Raw genomic sequence first — 17,639 nt, 5'->3', positions numbered from 1 at the left:
GCTCCACAGGCAACGCGGCCGTATCCGGATCGCCTGCCTGAAGGCGGCGATCCGAAGGCGGCTGGCGGAGGCCCGCGATCTACATGTTGTGATCGTGCGGATCCTTGCGAACGTCGCCGACATAGAGGATGACCGTCTCCTTGCCGTCGTTCTTCCACCAATGCGACGTGCCGAACACCTCGGCTCTCAGATCGCCGGCCTTGTGCAGGATCGGCTCGGCGCAGTTGCTGGCATATTCGATGATCTCGCCCTGCTGAACGAAGATCAGCGCCGGGCGATCGTCATGGCTGTGCCACGGCACGATGCCGCCGGGCGCGATGGTCAGCTTGCGGAAGCGCAACTCGCGGTCCTTGATATTGGCGGGCTGCTTGGCGAGATCGATCGCGCCAAGCGTGACGTCGGTAACGCCGACCGCCTTGACGTCGGCTTTCTCACGTACGCCGGCCTTGATCTTGTCGGCCGGACACTCGCCGGCGCGGGCGCCGGACGCCGCGATCACCGTCGTAGCAACGGCCAGGACGAAAGCAGCGCTCAGGCGGCGCGCGCGTGTAGGTGCGATCTGCATCAACATGTCATTGTCTCCTCTGATGGAACAGCGGCCCGCGCCCAGCGGGCATCGCGAGGCGCACCATCGGGGAGCAGGGGACATGATGGAAATGCATCCTTTCTCTGGAGCCGATAGACCGCCGCTATCGATAGGCGGACGCTATCCTCGCGATTGGACAACGGCATTTCTCAAGCAGAGCAGGTCGCGCTTGTAATGCGGACGCCCGATGACGGGCGACAGCATTCATGAGGAGGAGATATCCATGACCCGCCTGTCCAAGACCTTGATCGCCGCGGCCGTGGTCGCGGTCTCTGCCACCGCAGCCATCGCGCAAGGCGGCCTCGATCTCGCGCCCGGCATGGCCTATGTCTACAGCGCCGGCAAGACCAGCATGATGACGATGGCCGCCGGCGACGCCAATCATCGGGCCATGATGCGCCACGCCAGGAAGGTGCCGAACAACACCGTCTTCTTCATGAGCGACGGGCAGCTCTATTCGGCGTCCGGCATGCTCGATCCCACCGGCAATTTCTATCGGCCCTGAGCGCGACAGTCGGGCAGGCCGCCCTTGTGGTCGGCTTGCCCGGGAAACTATCATGGTTGGGGTCCTGAACCTGCCGGAGCTGCTCATGACAGTGCTTTCACCCGCGGATGCCGAGCGGCTCAGACAGGCCTTCCTGCAATGCAGGGAGATGCAGGGCACCCTGCGTCAGCAGCTCGAGGCCTATGCCGCTGCGGGTCGCGAGATCTTTCCGGCCTACGCGTCCGCCGTCGACCGCCTGGTGGCGCGGCTCGGAGACAACGGCGGCGGCGAGACTGCGCCGCGGCCCGGTGAGACGATGCCGCCATTCGTCCTGCCCGATGAGGCTGGCCGGCTGGTGAGCCTGCAATCCTGCCTCGTCCGGGGGCCGGTCGCCGTGATGTTCTTCCGCGGCCATTGGTGCCCCTATTGCCGGCTCAACGTTCGCGCGGTGATCAAGGCGCAGGAGCGCATCGACGCCGCGGGCGGCGCGATCGTCGCGATCATGCCGGAGCTGCAGGCGTTCACGCAGCAGTTCAAATCGGACGCCGGCGCCACCTTCCCTGTGTTGACGGATCTCGACAACGGCTATGCCTTGTCGCTCAACCTCGCGATCTGGCTTGGTCGTGAGATCCAGCAACTACTGGCGCACCAGGACCTGGCGAGCTTCCACGGCAATGACGGCTGGGTGTTGCCCATTCCGGCTGCCTTCGTGGTCGGGCGTGACGGTCTCGTAAAGGCGCGCTTCGTCGATCCCGATTTCCGCAAGCGGATGGAGATCGACGATCTGGTCGAAGCGCTTCGCCAGGCCGCGGCTCAGGACAGCTGAGCGAGCCATTCCTGCCAGTTCCTGCCGCGCAGCATGCGCATCACGGTCGAGGCAACCGCCGTGCGTTCACGGCCAGCAACGCCGTAGAGATGAACGGTGCGCCGCACGTCGAGTCCGTCGACGGTGGCCCGATGCAGGGTCTCCGGCAGCGCGGTCGTTTGCGGCACCACACCGATGCCGACCCCGGCTTCCATCAGCGCGATCAGGTCGCGTTCGGAGTGGACATCATGAGTTCGTCCGAGGTCGACGCCGCGTTCGCGGAGCAGCGTGCGCAACCTGTCCGCATGTTCGCAATAGTTGCGGCACAGCAACGCGTCACCGCCCAGATCATCGATCGCGATCGGATCCTGCCCGGCCAGCCGGTGCCGGCTGCTCACGGCGAGCGCGAAGTCCTCCGTGAAGAGAGGCCAGACATCCAGCCGATCCCAGGTCTCGTCGATCTCCGAGGCGATGCCGAGCTCCGCTTCGCCGCTCTTCAGATGCTCTGCGATCATGCGGCTGCTGCCGCGTAGAAACCTGAGCTCGAGCTGGTTGAACTGGCGCTGCAGCTGATCGAGCAGCGGGATCAGCAGCGCAAGGTCGACCGAGTCGGCGAGCGCGATCCGGAGCGTGCCGAGCTCTCCGCTCTTGAAGGACGAGGCGAGGGTTCGCGCGCCAACGGCAGCCTCGTAGCATTGTTTCAGCAGTGGATGCATGCGCTGGCCGAGCTCGGTGAGTTGCGCGGCCGGCCGCTCACGCCGGAACAAGTCGCCACCGAGCTCGGCTTCGAGCTGCTTGATCGCACGCGTCAGCGACGGCTGCGTCACGTTGCATTCCTCGGCCGCGCGCGTGAAGTGCAGCAGCCGGGCAACGGCAAGAAAATACCGAACCTGATGCATTTCCATCGAGGTGCTCCGTTCGATCGGGCTGACGTCCCGGGTGCAATATCCTACCAAGCGGGGCTTGGCACCAGCGATTGCGATAGCGAGCACCTATCGTGTGGCGAGCCAAACGGCATTTCCATTGGTCATGGCGGCCCGGCAATTTGTGCAGGCACGGGGCTCAACTGCTCGGACGAAGGCGACGCCATGGCTGTAGATTCACTGAAAGCCCGATCCACATTACCTCCGTTGTCCGGCAGGGTGGCGGTGATCACCGGCTCGACCAGCGGCATCGGTCTGGGGATTGCGCAGGCACTTGCCGGTGCCGGGGCGCACGTGATGCTGAACGGCTTCGGAGCTCCCGAGGAGATCGGCCGCATCAGGTCGCAGATCGCTGCGGAGTTCGGTGTTCGCACCGGCTATGCTGCGGCCGACATGACGCAGCCGGAAGCGATCGCGCGCATGATGGCCGGTACCCTGCAGGAATTTGGCCGTATCGACATCCTGGTCAACAACGCCGGCATTCAACACGTCGCGCCGCTCGAGCAGTTTCCCGTCGAAAAGTGGGACGCCATCGTTGCGGTCAATCTCTCGTCGGCGTTCCACACGATGCGGTTGGCACTGCCGTCGATGCGGCGGAATAGCTTCGGTCGCATCATCAACATCGCCTCGGCGCATGGCCTCGTCGCGTCGCCGTTCAAATCGGCCTATGTCGCTGCCAAGCATGGCATCATCGGCTTGACCAAGGTCGCGGCGCTGGAGGCGGCCGAGATCGGCATCACCTGCAATGCGATCTGTCCAGGCTACGTCTACACGCCGCTGGTCGAGGCGCAGATCGACGGACAGGCCAGGGCGCACGGCATCTCCCGCGATCAGGTCATCCGCGATGTCCTGCTGGCGCAACAGCCGAACAAGCGCTTTGCAACGGTGGAGGAGATCGGTGCGCTCGCCGTCTTTCTCGCCAGCGATGCCGCCGCATCGATCACCGGTGTTGCCCTGCCGGTCGATGGTGGTTGGACCGCACATTGACGGTTGGGCGATGTAACAGCGACGGGAAAACTGCGAACAGGACAATGCATCAGGAGGGAGACATGAGGAGGGAGACATGAGGAGGGAGACATGAGGAGGGAGACATGAGGAGGGAGACATGAGGAGGGAGACATGGCCGACGTCGACGACACGATGTGCGCGATGATCGATCGCAGCAGGCTGCCCGGGCAGGTGGTTCTCGTCCTGCAGGGCGGTGGTGCGCTCGGTTCATACCAGGCCGGCGTCTATCAGGCGCTGCACGAGGCTGGTCTGGAGCCGGACTGGGTGATCGGGACATCGATTGGCGCCATCAATGCCGCTCTCATCGCCGGCAGCCCGGTGCAGGAGCGCATGACGCGGCTGCGGGAGTTCTGGAAGCGGATGCACCGGCGGCCAGCCTGGACAGTGCGCACGGCCTTTCCGGATTTCAACGAGCGGCTGTCCTATTGGACGACCGTGACGCATGGGATTCCGGGCTTCTTCCGTCCCAACGCCCTGGCGCATGCCGGGGAGTCCTATCCGCTCGGTGCCGAGCAGGCCGGCTATTACTCGACCGCTCCGCTGCGCGAAACGCTGCAGGAGCTCGTCGACTTCGATCGTCTCAACAATGGCGGTCTACGCCTCACGGTCGGGGCGGCGCATGTCAGGACGAGCCGGATGCGCTATTTCGACAGTCGCGACGAGGTGCTGGATGTCCGCCACATCCTGGCATCGGGCGCGCTGCCTCCCGCGTTTCCGGCAGTTCGCATCGATGGCGAACTGTATTGGGACGGCGGCATCCTGTCGAACACGCCGACCGAGGTCGTGTTCGACGACAATCCGCGAAAGGACTCGCTGATCTTCGCCGTGCATCTGTGGAATCCCGAGGGAGCCGAGCCGACGACCATGGCGGAGGTGTTCAACCGCCACAAGGACGCGCAATATTCGAGCCGGATCTCGAGCCATATCGCGCGCCAGCAGCAGACGCATCGGCTGCGGCATATCATCAATCAGCTTGCGGTTCATTTGCCGGAGTCGGCCCGCAATGATCCGGCGATCCGCGATCTTGTCAGTCACGGTTGCCAGACGCGGATGCATGTCGTCCGGCTGCTGGCCCCGCAACTCGCTCGCGAGAGCCATACCAAGGATATCGATTTCACCGAGCGAGGCATCATCGCGCGCTGGACTGCGGGCTATCAGCACACGCGATCGGTCCTGCAGCGCAGGCCCTGGTCGGGCGAGCACGATCCGCTCTCCGGCGTGGTGTTGCACGATCCCTCGGTGACGCTTGCAGCGGCTGCGGAGTAGAGGGCCCGATGGGCCGAGTCGATCCGATTGGCGCGGTATCGCGGCATTCCGATACCGCTCGGATCAGCTGAGTTTAAGGGATTAGTCGCCATTCGTTCTTAATCATTATGGCGCGGCAGCATCGCCGCGATTCGTGTTTGCCGACCGCGCGGGGACGTCGCCGGAGGCCGCTGCGCCAGCGCGTATCGGCCGACGCGAGCGTGACCGGCCGGGCAGCGATATTTGATTGGGAACGGCCGATGTCCGAGCGCTCGGTGCTGCAGAATGAGACGATCAAGCCGGAGACCGGTGCGGTCAGTCTCAAATGGAAAATTCTTGCCGGCAATCTGCTGACCGGCTTCTTCGCGATGGCCTTCGCCTTTGCGCTCGCATGGAGCGGGTGGGGCGACTTGCGCAAGCGCGAGCGGGCGGAGCAGGTTCTGGACGCCTTCGAGCTGGCACTGAAGGTCAATGCGCAGATCCCGCTCGAGCGCGGCCAGTGGAATCTGCTCGCGGCGGCCGGGTCCGCGTCGGCGGATGATGTCGCCAAGCTCGACAAGGCCATCGCCACGACGGACGAGGCGCTCGCACGGGCCAAGGCCGCCGCGCAAGTTGCGGGCCTGCCGACCACCAACATCGATGCCGCAGCGACGACACTGCGTGGCGTCCGTTCGGCGGCGCGCAACGCTGTACCGCTTCCGGCCGCGCAACGTCCGGCGAACATCCAGGCGACGACCACGGATGGCCTCGGTCGGGCGGCCGAGTCCCTGAATGCCGCCATCGACGAGACCGCGATCGAGCTGTCGGGGGCCGGCGGCGAGGTCGAGAACCTGTTGCCTTCGGCCCAGCTTGCGCAGCTGTCGCAATCGATGCGCACGATCAACGGCGCGCGCTCCGCCGTGCTGCGCTTCTTCATCCAGAACGTCAGCTGGACCCCGGCGCGTCTTGCCGAGGTGACCGAGCAGAGCGGACAGGTGACCCTGCTGTGGCAGCAGATCGAGCTCGCGGCGCGCAGCGTTCGCAATACGCCGGAGGTGTCCGCCGCGCTAGAGCACGTGCGCACGACCCTGATGGGTGCTGGTGAACAGCGCTACCGTCAGATCGTCACGGCGGGGCGCGACGGACAGCCGTCGCCGGTCACGGCTGAGGAGTGGGGCCGCTGGACCACGCCGATGCTGAACAACGTCATCGTGCTGCGCGATGCGGCGCTGAAGTCCGCGCATCAGGCCATCGATCAGGCGATCGGCGCGGCGCGGCTGCGGCTGTTCATCGCGCTCGGCGTTCTGCTGCTGGTGGCGATCGTGTCGGTCGCCGTGGTCATCGGCGTCGTCCGCGGCGTCATCGGCCCGCTGGTCGGGCTGACCGGCGTGACCCTGCGCCTCGCCAATGGCGAGCTGAGCGCCGACATTCCGAACGAGTCCCGCAAGGACGAGATCGGCGCGATGGCGCGCGCCCTGAAGATCTTCAAGGACGCGCTGATCGCCAAGAAGGTCTCGGACGAGGCCGCGCAGCGCGACGCGCAGGCGCAGATCGATCGGGCCCAGCGGCTGGATGCGCTGACCCGCAACTTCGAGTCGACGATCGCCGACATCGTCAACACCGTGTCGTCGGCGGCCTCGGGCCTCGAAACGTCGGCGGATATGCTGACAAACACCGCTAGCCGCTCGCAGGAGCTCAGCACGGTGGTGGCGGCTGCGTCGGAGGAAGCGTCCGCCAACGTTCAGTCGGTCGCCTCCGCCACCGAGGAGCTCTCCTCGTCGGTGATCGAGATCAGCCGTCAGGTCCAGGCGTCGGCCCGCATGGCCGGCGACGCCGTGCAGCAGGTGCGCCAGACCAATGGGCGCGTCGCCGAGTTGTCGCAGGCCGCGGCCCGCATCGGCGACGTCGTCGAGCTCATCAACAGCATTGCCGGACAGACCAATCTCCTCGCACTCAACGCCACCATCGAGGCGGCGCGCGCCGGCGACGCCGGTCGCGGCTTCGCGGTGGTTGCGACCGAGGTGAAGGCGCTCGCGGAACAGACGGCGAAGGCGACCGAGGAGATCTCACAGCAGATCTCGGGCGTGCAGGCCGCGACGCAGGAATCGGTGAATTCGATCCAGGCGATCAGCTCGACGATCGAGCGGCTTGCCGAGATCGGAGCAGCCATTGCGGCGGCGGTCGAAGAGCAGGGCGCGGCAACGCAGGAAATCTCGCGCAACGTGCAGCAGGCCGCCCACGGCACCCAGCAGGTCTCGTCCAACATCACGGACGTGCAGCGCGGCGCCTCGCAGACCGGCTCGGCCTCCGCCGAGGTGCTGTCGTCGGCCAAGTCGCTGGCTGGAGATTCCAACCGCCTCAAGCGGGAGGTCGGCAGCTTCCTGGAAGCGGTCCGCGCAGCGTAAGAAGCCAGCCTTTCAAGCGCCCAAGAAAAAGCCCGGACGACGTCCGGGCTTTTGTTGTTGACCGTAGCCCGGATGAGCGAAGCGATATCCGGGGCCTGTTCGACAGGATGAGATAAACCCGGATGTCGCTTCGCTCATCCGGGCTACGGGAGCGGGCTACGACGCCAGCATCTTCCGGTACAGCGCGTTGTAGCAGGCGGCCGACAGGTTCCAGCTGAATGAGCGTGCCATCGCCGACAGCCGCATCTCGTTCAGCCGTTCGGTGCTGGTGAACGCCGAAAACGCGCGCTTCACCCCGCCGAGGAAGGATTCCGCCGACGGCTTCTCGAACAGGAATCCGGTCTCGCCATCGGTGATGGTCTCGGCGAGGCCGCCGGTCTGGTGGCCGATCGGCAGCGAGCCGAAGCGCTGGGCATACATCTGGCTCAGGCCGCATGGCTCGAAGCGCGACGGCATCAGGGTGAAGTCGCTGCCGGCGAAGATGCGCCGCGCCTGTGCATCGTTGAAGCCGATGGCGACCCCGATCGCGTCCGGCCGGCGGCGGTGGGCCTCCATCAGCGCGCGCTCGATGGCGGGCTCGCCGGTGCCGGTGACCACGATCTGGCCGCCGGCGCCGACGATCTCATCGGCGGCTTCCAGCACCAGGTCGATGCCCTTCTGATGAACGAGGCGCGCGACGATGCCGAACATCGGACCGCGCGACACGGCGAGGCCGAACTGCTTGCGGACGTAGTCGGCGTTGGCCTTCTTGCCCTTCCAGTCGCCCGCGGCGAAGGGCTGCGCCAGCTGCTGGCAGTAACGGGGATCCCAGCTCTCGTCGATGCCGTTGAGAATGCCGGTCAGCTCATCGGCATTGGAGCGCTGCCGGAGCAGGCCCTCCAGCCCGCAGCCGAGCTCGGGCGTCGTGATCTCCTGGGCATAGGTCGAGCTGACCGTGGTCAGATGCGACGCATAGACCAGACCGCCCTTGAGAAAGGACAGTTTGTCGTAGAACTCCAGACCGTCGATGTGGAACGAGGATTCGGGCGCGCCGATCCGGCGCAGCGACTCGCGCGGGAACAGGCCCTGATAGGCGAGGTTGTGGATGGTCAGGATCGACGGTACGTCGACCCCGCGCCACGCCAGATAGGCCGGCACCAATGCGGCCTGCCAATCATTGGCGTGGACCAGATCGGCTGCCCAGTTCTTGTCCAGCGTGCCCGCCGCCAGCTCGGCGGCGGCGGCGGCGAGACGGCCGAAGCGGATGTCGTTGTCCGCCCAGTCCTGCCCGCTTTCGTCGCCATAGGGGTTGCCCGGCCGGTCGTAGAGCTCGTCGCAGAGCAGGACGTAGACCGGCAGGCCGTCGCGGGTCGACGACCGCCCCAGGGCGCAGCCCGGCATCTCTGCCAGGGGCGCGCAGTGGCCGACGATCTCGATGTGAGTGAGTTGCTCGATCACGTCCCGGTAGCCGGGCAGCATGATCCTGACATCGGTGTGTGAGCGCAGCGCCCGGGGAAGTGCCGCCGAAACGGCAGCCAGTCCGCCCACCCGGACGAAATCGTCCATTTCGGTCGTAACGAACAGAACCCGCAAGAGATGTCCTCGATCAAGCCCCATGTTCGTCCTATGCAAGAAAAGGTCCAAATTCAGTCATGAAGAAAGGCGCTGCCGCACCGCGGCGGAACGCCAAACGCTTTCGACATCGAATGGTTCGATCTAGAAACGACCTGCACAACGATCGATGGCTTACGCTTTGTGAATCCGCGACGGCAAAGCGGACCTTCGGCCTCGGTGCCGAGCGAGAAGAGTTCAAACCAGGGAGCTGCCAGGGTGAGTCTAGTGGGAAACGATGAGAGCCGTTTGACAGGATGTTTCGAGGGACTGCGCGTCCTCGACTTCTCGACCACCATCGCCGGCCCGCACTGTGCCCGCATGCTTGCCGATATGGGAGCGGAGGTGATCAAGATCGAGTCAGTCGAAGGTGAAACCATGCGCACCCGGCCTCCGATGCGTCATGGCTGCTCTACCGCTTTCGGTCAGCTCAACGTCGGCAAGAAGAGCGTCGTGCTCGACCTCAAGTCGCGCGACGGTGTCGCCGCGGTGCGTCGGCTGGTCGCATCGGCCGATATCCTGGTTGAGAACTTCCGCCCTGGAGTGATGCAGCGGCTCGGGCTCGACTATGCGGCCTTGAGCGCGCTGAATCCGCGGCTGATCTACTGCTCGATCTCGGGCTACGGCCAGACCGGCCCATCGGCGGAACTCCCGGCCTACGCCCCGGTGATCCATGCGGCTTCGGGCTACGACATGGCGCATCTCGCCTACCAGCCGGGGCGCAGCCGACCCGATTATTGCGGCATCTATCATGCCGACGTCGTCACCGGGACCTACGCGTTCGGCGCCATCGCCTCCGCTCTGTATCAGCGCGAACGCAACGGGCGCGGCCAGCACATCGACTGCTCGATGCTGGAATCGATGCTGAGCCTGACGCTGAACGAGATCCAATGGTCGCAATTTCCCGTCACGCAGCCGTCGCGGCCGACCTTCGGCCCGGCGGAGTGTCGCGACGGCTATGTGATGATCGCCATCGCCAGCGAGAAGACGTTCCAGAACCTGATGACCGTGATCGGCCATCCGGACTGGGTCGATGATCCCAGATTCGCAAAATATTCCGACCGGCGGGCAAACTGGGGGGCGCTGATGGATGGCGTGGAAGCCTGGTCGCGCCGGCTCGACGTCGCCCAATGCCTGGAGGCATTGAATGCGGGCGGCGTGCCAAGTTCGGCCTACCGCAGCGTGGCCGATGCGCTGGCTGATCCGCAGATCGCGCATCGCGGCGCGCTGGCCGATGTGGAGGATGCAGCCGGCAGCTTCAAGGTTGTCAACCTGCCGTTTCGGATGTCGGAAGCGAAGGTTGCGGCCGGCCTGCGGGCCGCAAGCCTCGGAGAGCACACAGTGGAAGTCCTGCGTGGAGCTGGCGTAGGCGACGCTGCAAAACCTTGAGCTCGCTGAGGCAAAACGCTGCAGGGCTGCCATGACCGCAGGCGCTGCGCGCAGCCTTGCCGCTCCTCGCGTTTCCAGCCAATGTCGCGATATCGCAAGAACAGTCCGGACCAGCCGGACGCGCTCATGCCGGGGAGGAGGTCCAAGGCGACGTTGCCGCGCGCAGCCTCGCCGCTCGTCCCGTCGATGCGCCGTCCGGTCGCGCCCGCACCGGACTACGGGAGTGAAACCATGAAGAGCTTCAAGGTCACCGATTTCAATGCGCCGCTGACCGAGGTCGACGAGCCGACACCGCAACCATTCGGCAAACAGGTGCTGATCAAGGTGAAGGCGGCCGGCGTCTGCCACAGCGATCTGCACATCTGGGAAGGCGGCTATGATCTCGGGCACGGCCGCAAGCCGCTGTCCCTCAAGGATCGGGGCGTGTCGCTGCCGCGGACCATGGGCCATGAGAGCGCCGGCGAGATCGTGGCGTTCGGGCCGGAGGTCACCGAGGCGGAGAAGGGCGGGCTGAAGGTCGGCGACGTCGTGCTGGTCTATCCCTGGATCGGCTGCGGCAAGTGCGCGACCTGTCTCGCCGGCGACGAGAACATGTGCCTGAAGCCGGCCTCGCTCGGCGTCTATTGCGACGGCGGCTATGCCGACCACATGACGGTGCCGCATCCGCGCCACCTGATCGATCTCAAGGGGCTCGATCCGGTGACGACCGCGCCTTACGCCTGCTCCGGTGTCACGACCTACAGCGCGCTCAAGAAGGTCGAGAAGGATTTCGACACGCCGATCGTGATCTTCGGCGCCGGCGGCCTCGGGCTGATGGCGCTGTCGCTGTTGAAGGCAATGGGCGGCAAGGGTGCGATCGTGGTCGATATCGACGCGCGCAAGCGCGAGGCGGCGCTGGCGGCCGGCGCGCTGGCGGCGGTCGACGGCAAGGCGCCGGATGCGCTGGAGCAACTGAACAAGGCCGCAGGCGAGCCGATCCGGGCCGTCATCGACCTGGTCGGCAATGCCGCCACCGCGCAGCTGGGCTTCGACTGCCTCACCAAGGGCGGCAAGCTGGTCATCGTCGGCCTGTTCGGCGGCGGCGCGCCGTGGGCGCTGCCGCTCATTCCGATCAAGGCGGTGACGATCCAGGGCAGCTATGTCGGCAATCTCCGCGAGACAAAGGAGCTGCTCGACCTCGTCCGTGCCAAGCACATCGCGCCGATCCCGGTGACGCCGATGCCGCTCGCCAAGGCCAACGATGCTCTGCGTGAGCTGCAGAAGGGTCAGCTGGTCGGCCGCGCCGTGCTGACGCCGTAGGACACACCCTCTCCATCGTCATTGCGAGGAGCGAAGCGACGAAGCAATCCAGAGTCTCAACCTGGGCCCTGGATTGCTTCCGCCGTCGCCCTTCGGGCTAAGGCGGACAAGTTGCTTCGCTCGCAATGACGGCGCTAAATCCCTCGTGTGACGAAGAAAAAAGCATGCCCTCCACCAACGCACTCCACATCGCAGTCCTCCCCGGCGACGGCATCGGGCCGGAGGTCATGGCGCCGGCACTTGAAGTGCTGCGCAAGGTCGAGGCCAAGGCCGGCCTGTCGTTCCGGTTCACCGAGGCCCAGGCCGGTGCGAACAACTATCTCGCGACCGGCGTCTCGATCGCCGACTCCACGATCCGGCTGTGCGAAGAGGCGGACGCGATCCTGCTCGGCGCCTGCGGGCTGCCGTCGGTGCGCTATCCCGACAACACCGAGATCGCGCCGCAGATCGAGCTGCGCTTCCATTTCGACCTTTATGCCGGCGTGCGGCCGGCGCGGCTGATCCCGGGCGTGCCGAGTCCGATCGTCGGCGCCGCCGAGCGCGGCATCGACTTCGTCGTGATCCGCGAGTCCACCGAAGGCCTGTTCGCTTCGATGGGCAAAGGTGTCGTGACACATGAGGAGGCGCGCGAGACCCTCGTCATCACCCGCAAGACATCCGAGCGGCTGTTCAACTTCTCCTTCAAGCTCGCCGCCCGGCGCCGCGCGCGCGGCCGCTCGGGGACTTTAGCCTGCGTCGACAAGGCCAACGTCTTCAAGGCCTTCGCCTACTTCCGTAAGATCTTCGACGAGGTCGCTCAACTTCATCCGGACGTGAAGACGGACCGCCTCTACATCGATGCTTGCGCGCTCATGCTGGTGAAGCGCCCGTGGGATTTCGACGTTCTGGTCACCGAGAACATGTTCGGCGACATCCTGTCCGATCTCGCCGCCGGTCTCGTCGGCGGCATGGGCATGGCGCCGTCGGCCGACATCGGCGATCGCCACGCCGTGTTCCAGCCCTGCCACGGCACCGCGCCCGACATCATGGGGCAGGGCAAGGCCAACCCGACCGCGATGATCCTGTCGGCCGCGATGATGCTGGACTGGCTGGCGGACACCCATGGCATCGAGGGCGCAGCCGAGGCGGCCCAGCGGATCGAGCAGGCCGTCGACCAGGTCTACGCATCCGGCCTCAAGCCATTCGAGTTCGGTGGCAATGCCGGCACGATCGACGTGACCAGGGCGGTGCTGGAGGCGCTCTAACGTCCCTTGAAGGCTGGCTTGCGCTTCTCCATGAAGGCGCGGCGGCCCTCGCGGAAATCCTCCGAATCCATGCAGACGTCGCCGATCCGCTTGATGGCTTCCATGTCGCGGCGGCTTTCGTCCTTCAGCACTTCGGCGATGGTGATCTTGGCGGCCTTGACCGCCAGCGGCGCATTGACGGCAATGGTGCGGGCGATCTCCAGCGTGGCCGGCAGCAGTTCGTCGTTGCTCATCATCCGGTCGACGAGGCCGATCCGCAGCGCCTCCGCGGCATCGATCCGCAGGCCCGTATAGAGCAGCAGCCGCGCCTGCGACGGGCCGACCAGTGACACCAGGTTGCGCAGGCCGTCATAGCCATAGGCGATGCCGAGCCTGGCGGCGGGGATGCCGAACTGGCTGTCCGCGGCGGCGAAGCGCATGTCGGTCAGCATCGCGATCTGCAGGCCGCCGCCGAGGCAGAAGCCGCTGACGCAGGCGATCGTCGGCTTCGGGTAGCCGGCGAGCAGCGCCCGCTGGGCGGCGCTTCGCTCGGCATAGGCCTCCGAGGCCGCGGCATTGTGGCGGCTCTGCTCGAACTGGCTGATGTCGGCGCCGGACACGAAGGCCTTGCCGCCGGCGCCGGTCAGCACCACGACCCGGATCGCGTCATCGTCGCGCAGCGCGACCAGTGCCTGGCCGAGCCCCTCCCACATCTCCAGCGACATCGCATTGCGCTTGTCCGGGTTGTTGAAGGTGATGATGCCGACGCCATCGCCCGCTCTGGTCATGAGGATCTTGTCCCCGGCGAAGGTGGTGGGGAGCTCGGAGATGGTCGGCATGTGGGTCCGTCCGCAGGAGGGCAGGCGGCCGGCATCGTTCACCGCGCCGGTGACGGCGTCAATGTAAGTTCAGGACATGATGGGCAGGCAAAGGGACGTTCGGGCCGAGCTCTCGACCTGTGCACGGGTGGCCCAGGAGAGGACGCGCAGCGTTCATGATCAGCGTCGGCCGGACAGGACCGAAACGCCGGCATGCCGCCACTTCCTATGACGGCAGAGAGCACGAGATTATAAAAGCGACGAAGCCTCAGACCGCGCAGCGATCGCTGTGCGGACGAGAAGGGCCGGTGTGTCGGCCGCGCCGATCGCTCGGCCTTGAGCCGAGGCAGTGAACTCGCCCGAGCTGGCAGAGCGCCTGGCGCCCCCAAGTTGCGCCCTCGAGCGAAGATGGCCCATATCCATCACGGGCAGACCTGTCTGACGGATCAGACAGCCTTGCCTATTCTTCGTTCGCTGCGATCGATTCCATCAAGGATACCAGCTGACGTTGCACGGTCTGGTCCTTGATCTTGCTGTAGGCGCGCAGCAACCGCAGGCTGAAGGCTGAGTCCAGGAACAGGAGGCTCTCGACCTCGCGCGCCTTGCTGTCGCCGTCGTAGAAGAACGTCACAGGCACGTCGAGCGCGGTGGCGATCTGCTGCAGACGCGCAGCGCCGACCCGGTTGACGCCCTTCTCGTACTTCTGGACCTGCTGGAAGCTCACGCCGAGCTTCTCGCCGAGCTCGGCCTGCGAGATCTTCTGCTCTACACGCCGCAGGCGAATCCGCTTGCCGAGCTCGATGTCGGGCTTGCCCGCACTGCGCTGCTTCATTTTCTTTGCCGCTGATTTGTTCATACTGATTTTACCGTCCTTCCATCGGAAAGCCCCCGAATAGATGGGTCAGGGGTTCACCCATATATACTGTTTTAAGTTGCTGTGGATGAATGAATTCGTCTTTAAACCACGGGTATTTGCCAGGGTTAAAAGCCTCGACCAGCCAGTCGATCATGTGACGCACCCTAGGGATGCGTCCGGTGGTGGCATGATAAGACAGCCAGATGTCGTAGGACCACTTGAGGTCAACCTCCAGTGGTATGATCTTCCCGCCCAGGGCACTCGCATAGGTTGGGAAGACTCCGATGCCGGCGCCGTGCGCCACGGCCCAGTAATTGGCGCTCGAGACATTGGTGGTCATCGCGATCAGGTCCCGCTGCTCGAAACCGGGGAAGATGGTGGCGAAGGCGGCATTGGCGGCGGCTTCGTCCGCCACCTGCAGAACCAAGCGGTGTTTGACGAGATCGTCAATCGTCTTTGGGATGCCAAATATCTCCAAATATTTCTCGCTCGCAAAGCACATCAGGTGCATGCGGCCGAGCCGGACCAGCTTGACGTCGAGCGCCGCCGGCCGGGAGAGGTGGATGGCGACGTCGGCCTCGTGACGCGACACGTCGGCCGAGCGCATCGCGCAATAGAGATCGACCATGACGTTGGGAAAGCTCTGCTGAAATTCGACCAGCCGGGGCGCCAGCCAGAACGTGCCGAGCCCCTCGGTCACCGCGACCCGGACCTCGCCCGACGCAGCGCCGGCGAGACCATCGCCCGCGCGCAGCAGCTCGAATGACGCGGCCTCCATGTGCTCGACGGCGGAGACCACCAGCGCGCCTTCGTCGGTCAGCCGAGCGCCGTGGACATCGCGCGTGAACAGCGTCGCGCCGATCTGCCGCTCGAAATCATCGATGCGTCGCCGTACGGCATTGATCGAGAGCGTCAGCCGCTCGGCCGCGGAGCGAAAGCTGCCGGCCCTGACAACCTCGAGGAATATCCGCGCTGCATCCCAGTCGGTGAGGCTTGCCTGCGCCGATTTGCTCACGGTCGACTTGGCCGGGGCGGCCCGGCCCGTCGCAGTTCTTGCCGGCTTGCTCGCCGTTGCGCCCTTGGCGCCGCCACTCTCTCGGCTCAGTTCAATGCTCGATCCTGCCCCAGCAGACGAGCCGCCGTGCTCCCCTGGTGCCAGCGTCGCAGGGGTCTCGGCTAGTTCCCGGCGTTCCTTCTGAGGAACGCCCCGTTCCGCCGCAACGCGCATACAAGCTCTCTCCGCCTGCTAGAGTGATTCCGATAAATTACGGGCAGGGCACGTTCGTGCCATGATTTGGTTGAGCGATCGAGGGTCGATGAGTCTGCCACCTTCAGTTCTCTGCAGCATGGTCTTACCGCCAGCAGATGCGCGGTCTGACACATCATGTAGGACAGGGACACGCTTAACGCGAGTCGAACCTAAGATCGACGGTTTTTGCCTCGACCGCAATGAAATGGTATTCGAAGATGGGCCGTTGTCATGCTATCGTGATGAACGGATCGTGGCGCTAATTCATCGAATGCCGGGGAGCGGTGATGTTTCTTCACCCTGCGTCATGCCAGGACGCCGTCGTGCCGTCCCAGGGGGTGGGTGCATGGCTCGGCTGAGCCGCATCGGCAAAGCGCAGGGGAGCAACGACATGACGTATTTGGAAGCCATCCGCGAGTCGGGAGTTGCTCGGCTCCATCTCGTCGCACGCTACTAGAACGGAAACGACGCCTGTGGCCAATTCAGACGAACAAATGCTTGCAGTGCTTGCGTCCCTCGAGCAGTGCCGCGCCATGCTCGCGGCGACGGGCAATCGCGAATCGGCGCATTTGGTCTCGGTTGCCATCCTCGACCTGCGCATGAAGCTGAACCGTCTGACCGAGGACGATCTGAAATCGCTCTGCGATGAGATGGTTCAAGCCGACAATCCCGACAAGCTGCGCGATGCGAAGCTGCAGCCGGGTCAGCGCCGGCCACCGTTGCTTCGAGTGGTGAAATAGCACAGTTCGATGTGTGCACAAGGGTGCATCTGGCGCATTTGTGATATGTCGTGATCCCACGGTGAGGCGCGCGCCGGCTCGCAGACGAGCCGGTTAAAGCGAGGCGACACTCCCTATCGGGGCGGGGGACTTCGCCAATGAGGCCCCGATCCGGGGACGTCGGGCTCTATCCTGGCGAAAGCCCGCAGGCCGTGATCATCGTTGACCGCCGTAACTTCGGCACGTCTGTTGCGTATTCCCCGCATCGGCGGCAAGAAGCGTCGTGCCCCGGCTTGCGCCTGGAGGGGCGTATCGCGGGACTCGCATGATCCAGAACGTATCGATTCCGGCCGCGTTCATTGCTGGCTTGGTCAGTTTTCTTTCGCCCTGCGTGCTACCGCTGGTTCCTCCGTATTTGATCTATCTCACCGGCGCCACGATCGAGCACATCGAGAGCGACGAGCCTCCGGCCGCGTCGCGTCGCGCCGTGATGATCTCGGCCGCACTGTTCGTGCTGGGCTTCTCCACCGTGTTCGTGATGCTGGGGGCGAGCGCCTCGCTGATCGGCGGCCTGATCCGGGCCTGGTCGGAGCAGTTGTCCATCCTCGCCGGCGTCGTCATCATCGTGATGGGCCTGCACTTCCTCGGCCTGACGCGGATCTCGTTCCTGATGCGCGAAGGGCGGCTGCCGATCCCCAAGCCGGTCGGCCTGTGGGGCGCCTATGTCATGGGGCTCGCCTTCGCCTTCGGCTGGACGCCGTGCATCGGGCCGATCCTGGCGGCGATCCTCTCGATCGCAGCCGCGGAGACGACGGTCGCCAAGGGGGCCGGGCTTCTTGCCGTCTATTCCGCCGGCCTCGGCATTCCGTTCCTGGTCGCGGCGTTCATGATCGAACAGTTCTCGGCGCTGTTCATCCGCATGCGTGGCCATCTCGTGAACATCGAGCGCGCGATGGGCGTGCTGATGATCGCCACCGGCATCGGCTTTCTCACTGGCGCGGTCTCGACCTTCAGCATCTGGCTGCTCGAGACGTTCCCGGCGCTGCAGAGGTTCGGCTGAC

16 protein-coding genes are annotated in these 17,639 nt (G+C 65.2%); 10 read left to right on the top strand and 6 right to left on the bottom strand.

The genetic code is table 11. The features are described 5' to 3' along the window. Positions 1–79 precede the first annotated feature (79 nt). Positions 80–565, bottom strand: a complete 486-nt coding sequence (locus tag QX048_RS16470) for a cupin domain-containing protein (RefSeq protein WP_409977935.1) — start codon at positions 563–565, stop codon at positions 80–82. Between the two features lie 244 nt (positions 566–809). On the opposite strand from QX048_RS16470, the gene QX048_RS16465 reads away from it, so the two are divergent. Together QX048_RS16465 and QX048_RS16460 are read left to right on the top strand one after the other, a co-directional pair. Continuing rightward, entirely contained in the window at positions 810–1,091 is a 282-nt protein-coding gene (locus tag QX048_RS16465; RefSeq protein ID WP_315715711.1) for a hypothetical protein, read from the top strand. 85 nt (positions 1,092–1,176) lie between these two features. Then, a complete protein-coding gene (locus QX048_RS16460) occupies positions 1,177–1,896 on the top strand; it encodes a peroxiredoxin-like family protein (RefSeq protein WP_315715712.1) in 720 nt (239 codons plus the stop codon). Here QX048_RS16460 and QX048_RS16455 read toward each other — a convergent pair. After that, complete coding sequence (locus tag QX048_RS16455) at positions 1,884–2,780, bottom strand: LysR family transcriptional regulator (protein ID WP_315826420.1); 897 nt, start codon at positions 2,778–2,780, stop codon at positions 1,884–1,886. The genes QX048_RS16460 and QX048_RS16455 overlap by 13 nt on opposite strands. Before the next feature lie 183 nt (positions 2,781–2,963). On the opposite strand from QX048_RS16455, the gene QX048_RS16450 reads away from it, so the two are divergent. The 3 genes from QX048_RS16450 (at position 2,964) to QX048_RS16440 (ending at position 7,435) form a co-directional block, all read left to right on the top strand. Further along, positions 2,964–3,785, top strand: a complete 822-nt coding sequence (locus QX048_RS16450; protein ID WP_315754193.1) for a 3-hydroxybutyrate dehydrogenase — start codon at positions 2,964–2,966, stop codon at positions 3,783–3,785. 132 nt (positions 3,786–3,917) lie between these two features. Then, positions 3,918–5,072: a patatin-like phospholipase family protein gene (locus tag QX048_RS16445; RefSeq protein WP_315826419.1), complete on the top strand. Its 1,155-nt coding sequence runs from the start codon at positions 3,918–3,920 to the stop codon at positions 5,070–5,072. Positions 5,073–5,311: 239 nt separating this feature from the next. Then, positions 5,312–7,435: a HAMP domain-containing methyl-accepting chemotaxis protein gene (locus tag QX048_RS16440; RefSeq protein WP_315826418.1), complete on the top strand. Its 2,124-nt coding sequence runs from the start codon at positions 5,312–5,314 to the stop codon at positions 7,433–7,435. A 156-nt stretch (positions 7,436–7,591) separates the two neighbouring features. On the opposite strand, the gene glgA is transcribed toward QX048_RS16440, so the two are convergent. Further along, complete coding sequence (gene glgA, locus QX048_RS16435) at positions 7,592–9,007, bottom strand: glycogen synthase GlgA (protein WP_315826417.1); 1,416 nt, start codon at positions 9,005–9,007, stop codon at positions 7,592–7,594. 339 nt (positions 9,008–9,346) lie between these two features. Here glgA and QX048_RS16430 point away from each other — a divergent pair, with 339 nt between their 5' ends. From QX048_RS16430 to QX048_RS16420, 3 genes are all read left to right on the top strand, one after another. Then, positions 9,347–10,414 carry a CaiB/BaiF CoA transferase family protein gene (locus QX048_RS16430; protein ID WP_409999233.1) on the top strand — a complete coding sequence of 356 codons (1,068 nt, stop codon included), beginning with the start codon at positions 9,347–9,349 and terminating at the stop codon, positions 10,412–10,414. 231 nt (positions 10,415–10,645) lie between these two features. Further along, on the top strand, positions 10,646–11,713 hold the full coding sequence (locus QX048_RS16425; protein WP_315715718.1) for an alcohol dehydrogenase: 1,068 nt from the start codon (positions 10,646–10,648) through the stop codon (positions 11,711–11,713). A gap of 164 nt (positions 11,714–11,877) precedes the next feature. Then, positions 11,878–12,957 carry an isocitrate/isopropylmalate dehydrogenase family protein gene (locus QX048_RS16420; protein WP_315715719.1) on the top strand — a complete coding sequence of 360 codons (1,080 nt, stop codon included), beginning with the start codon at positions 11,878–11,880 and terminating at the stop codon, positions 12,955–12,957. On the opposite strand, the gene QX048_RS16415 is transcribed toward QX048_RS16420, so the two are convergent. From QX048_RS16415 to QX048_RS16405, 3 genes are all read right to left on the bottom strand, one after another. Beyond that, positions 12,954–13,775, bottom strand: a complete 822-nt coding sequence (locus QX048_RS16415) for an enoyl-CoA hydratase (protein WP_315826416.1) — start codon at positions 13,773–13,775, stop codon at positions 12,954–12,956. The genes QX048_RS16420 and QX048_RS16415 overlap by 4 nt on opposite strands. 439 nt (positions 13,776–14,214) lie before the next feature. Next, positions 14,215–14,610, bottom strand: coding sequence for a helix-turn-helix domain-containing protein (locus QX048_RS16410; RefSeq protein ID WP_015668220.1), 396 nt, complete (start codon positions 14,608–14,610; stop codon positions 14,215–14,217). A gap of 7 nt (positions 14,611–14,617) precedes the next feature. Beyond that, positions 14,618–15,838, bottom strand: a complete 1,221-nt coding sequence (locus tag QX048_RS16405; protein ID WP_315715722.1) for a LysR family transcriptional regulator — start codon at positions 15,836–15,838, stop codon at positions 14,618–14,620. A gap of 515 nt (positions 15,839–16,353) precedes the next feature. Between QX048_RS16405 and QX048_RS16400 the strand changes: the two genes are divergently transcribed. Together QX048_RS16400 and QX048_RS16395 are read left to right on the top strand one after the other, a co-directional pair. Next, positions 16,354–16,599 carry a hypothetical protein gene (locus QX048_RS16400; protein ID WP_315826488.1) on the top strand — a complete coding sequence of 82 codons (246 nt, stop codon included), beginning with the start codon at positions 16,354–16,356 and terminating at the stop codon, positions 16,597–16,599. Positions 16,600–16,903: 304 nt separating this feature from the next. After that, positions 16,904–17,638 carry a cytochrome c biogenesis CcdA family protein gene (locus QX048_RS16395; RefSeq protein ID WP_315715723.1) on the top strand — a complete coding sequence of 245 codons (735 nt, stop codon included), beginning with the start codon at positions 16,904–16,906 and terminating at the stop codon, positions 17,636–17,638. Position 17,639 lies beyond the last annotated feature (1 nt).

It is taken from the genome of Bradyrhizobium sp. SZCCHNS30572, from assembly GCF_032484415.1.
In the GTDB taxonomy this organism is placed as follows: Bacteria; Pseudomonadota; Alphaproteobacteria; order Rhizobiales; family Xanthobacteraceae; genus Bradyrhizobium.
This window is presented reverse-complemented; position numbering and strand designations above follow the sequence as displayed.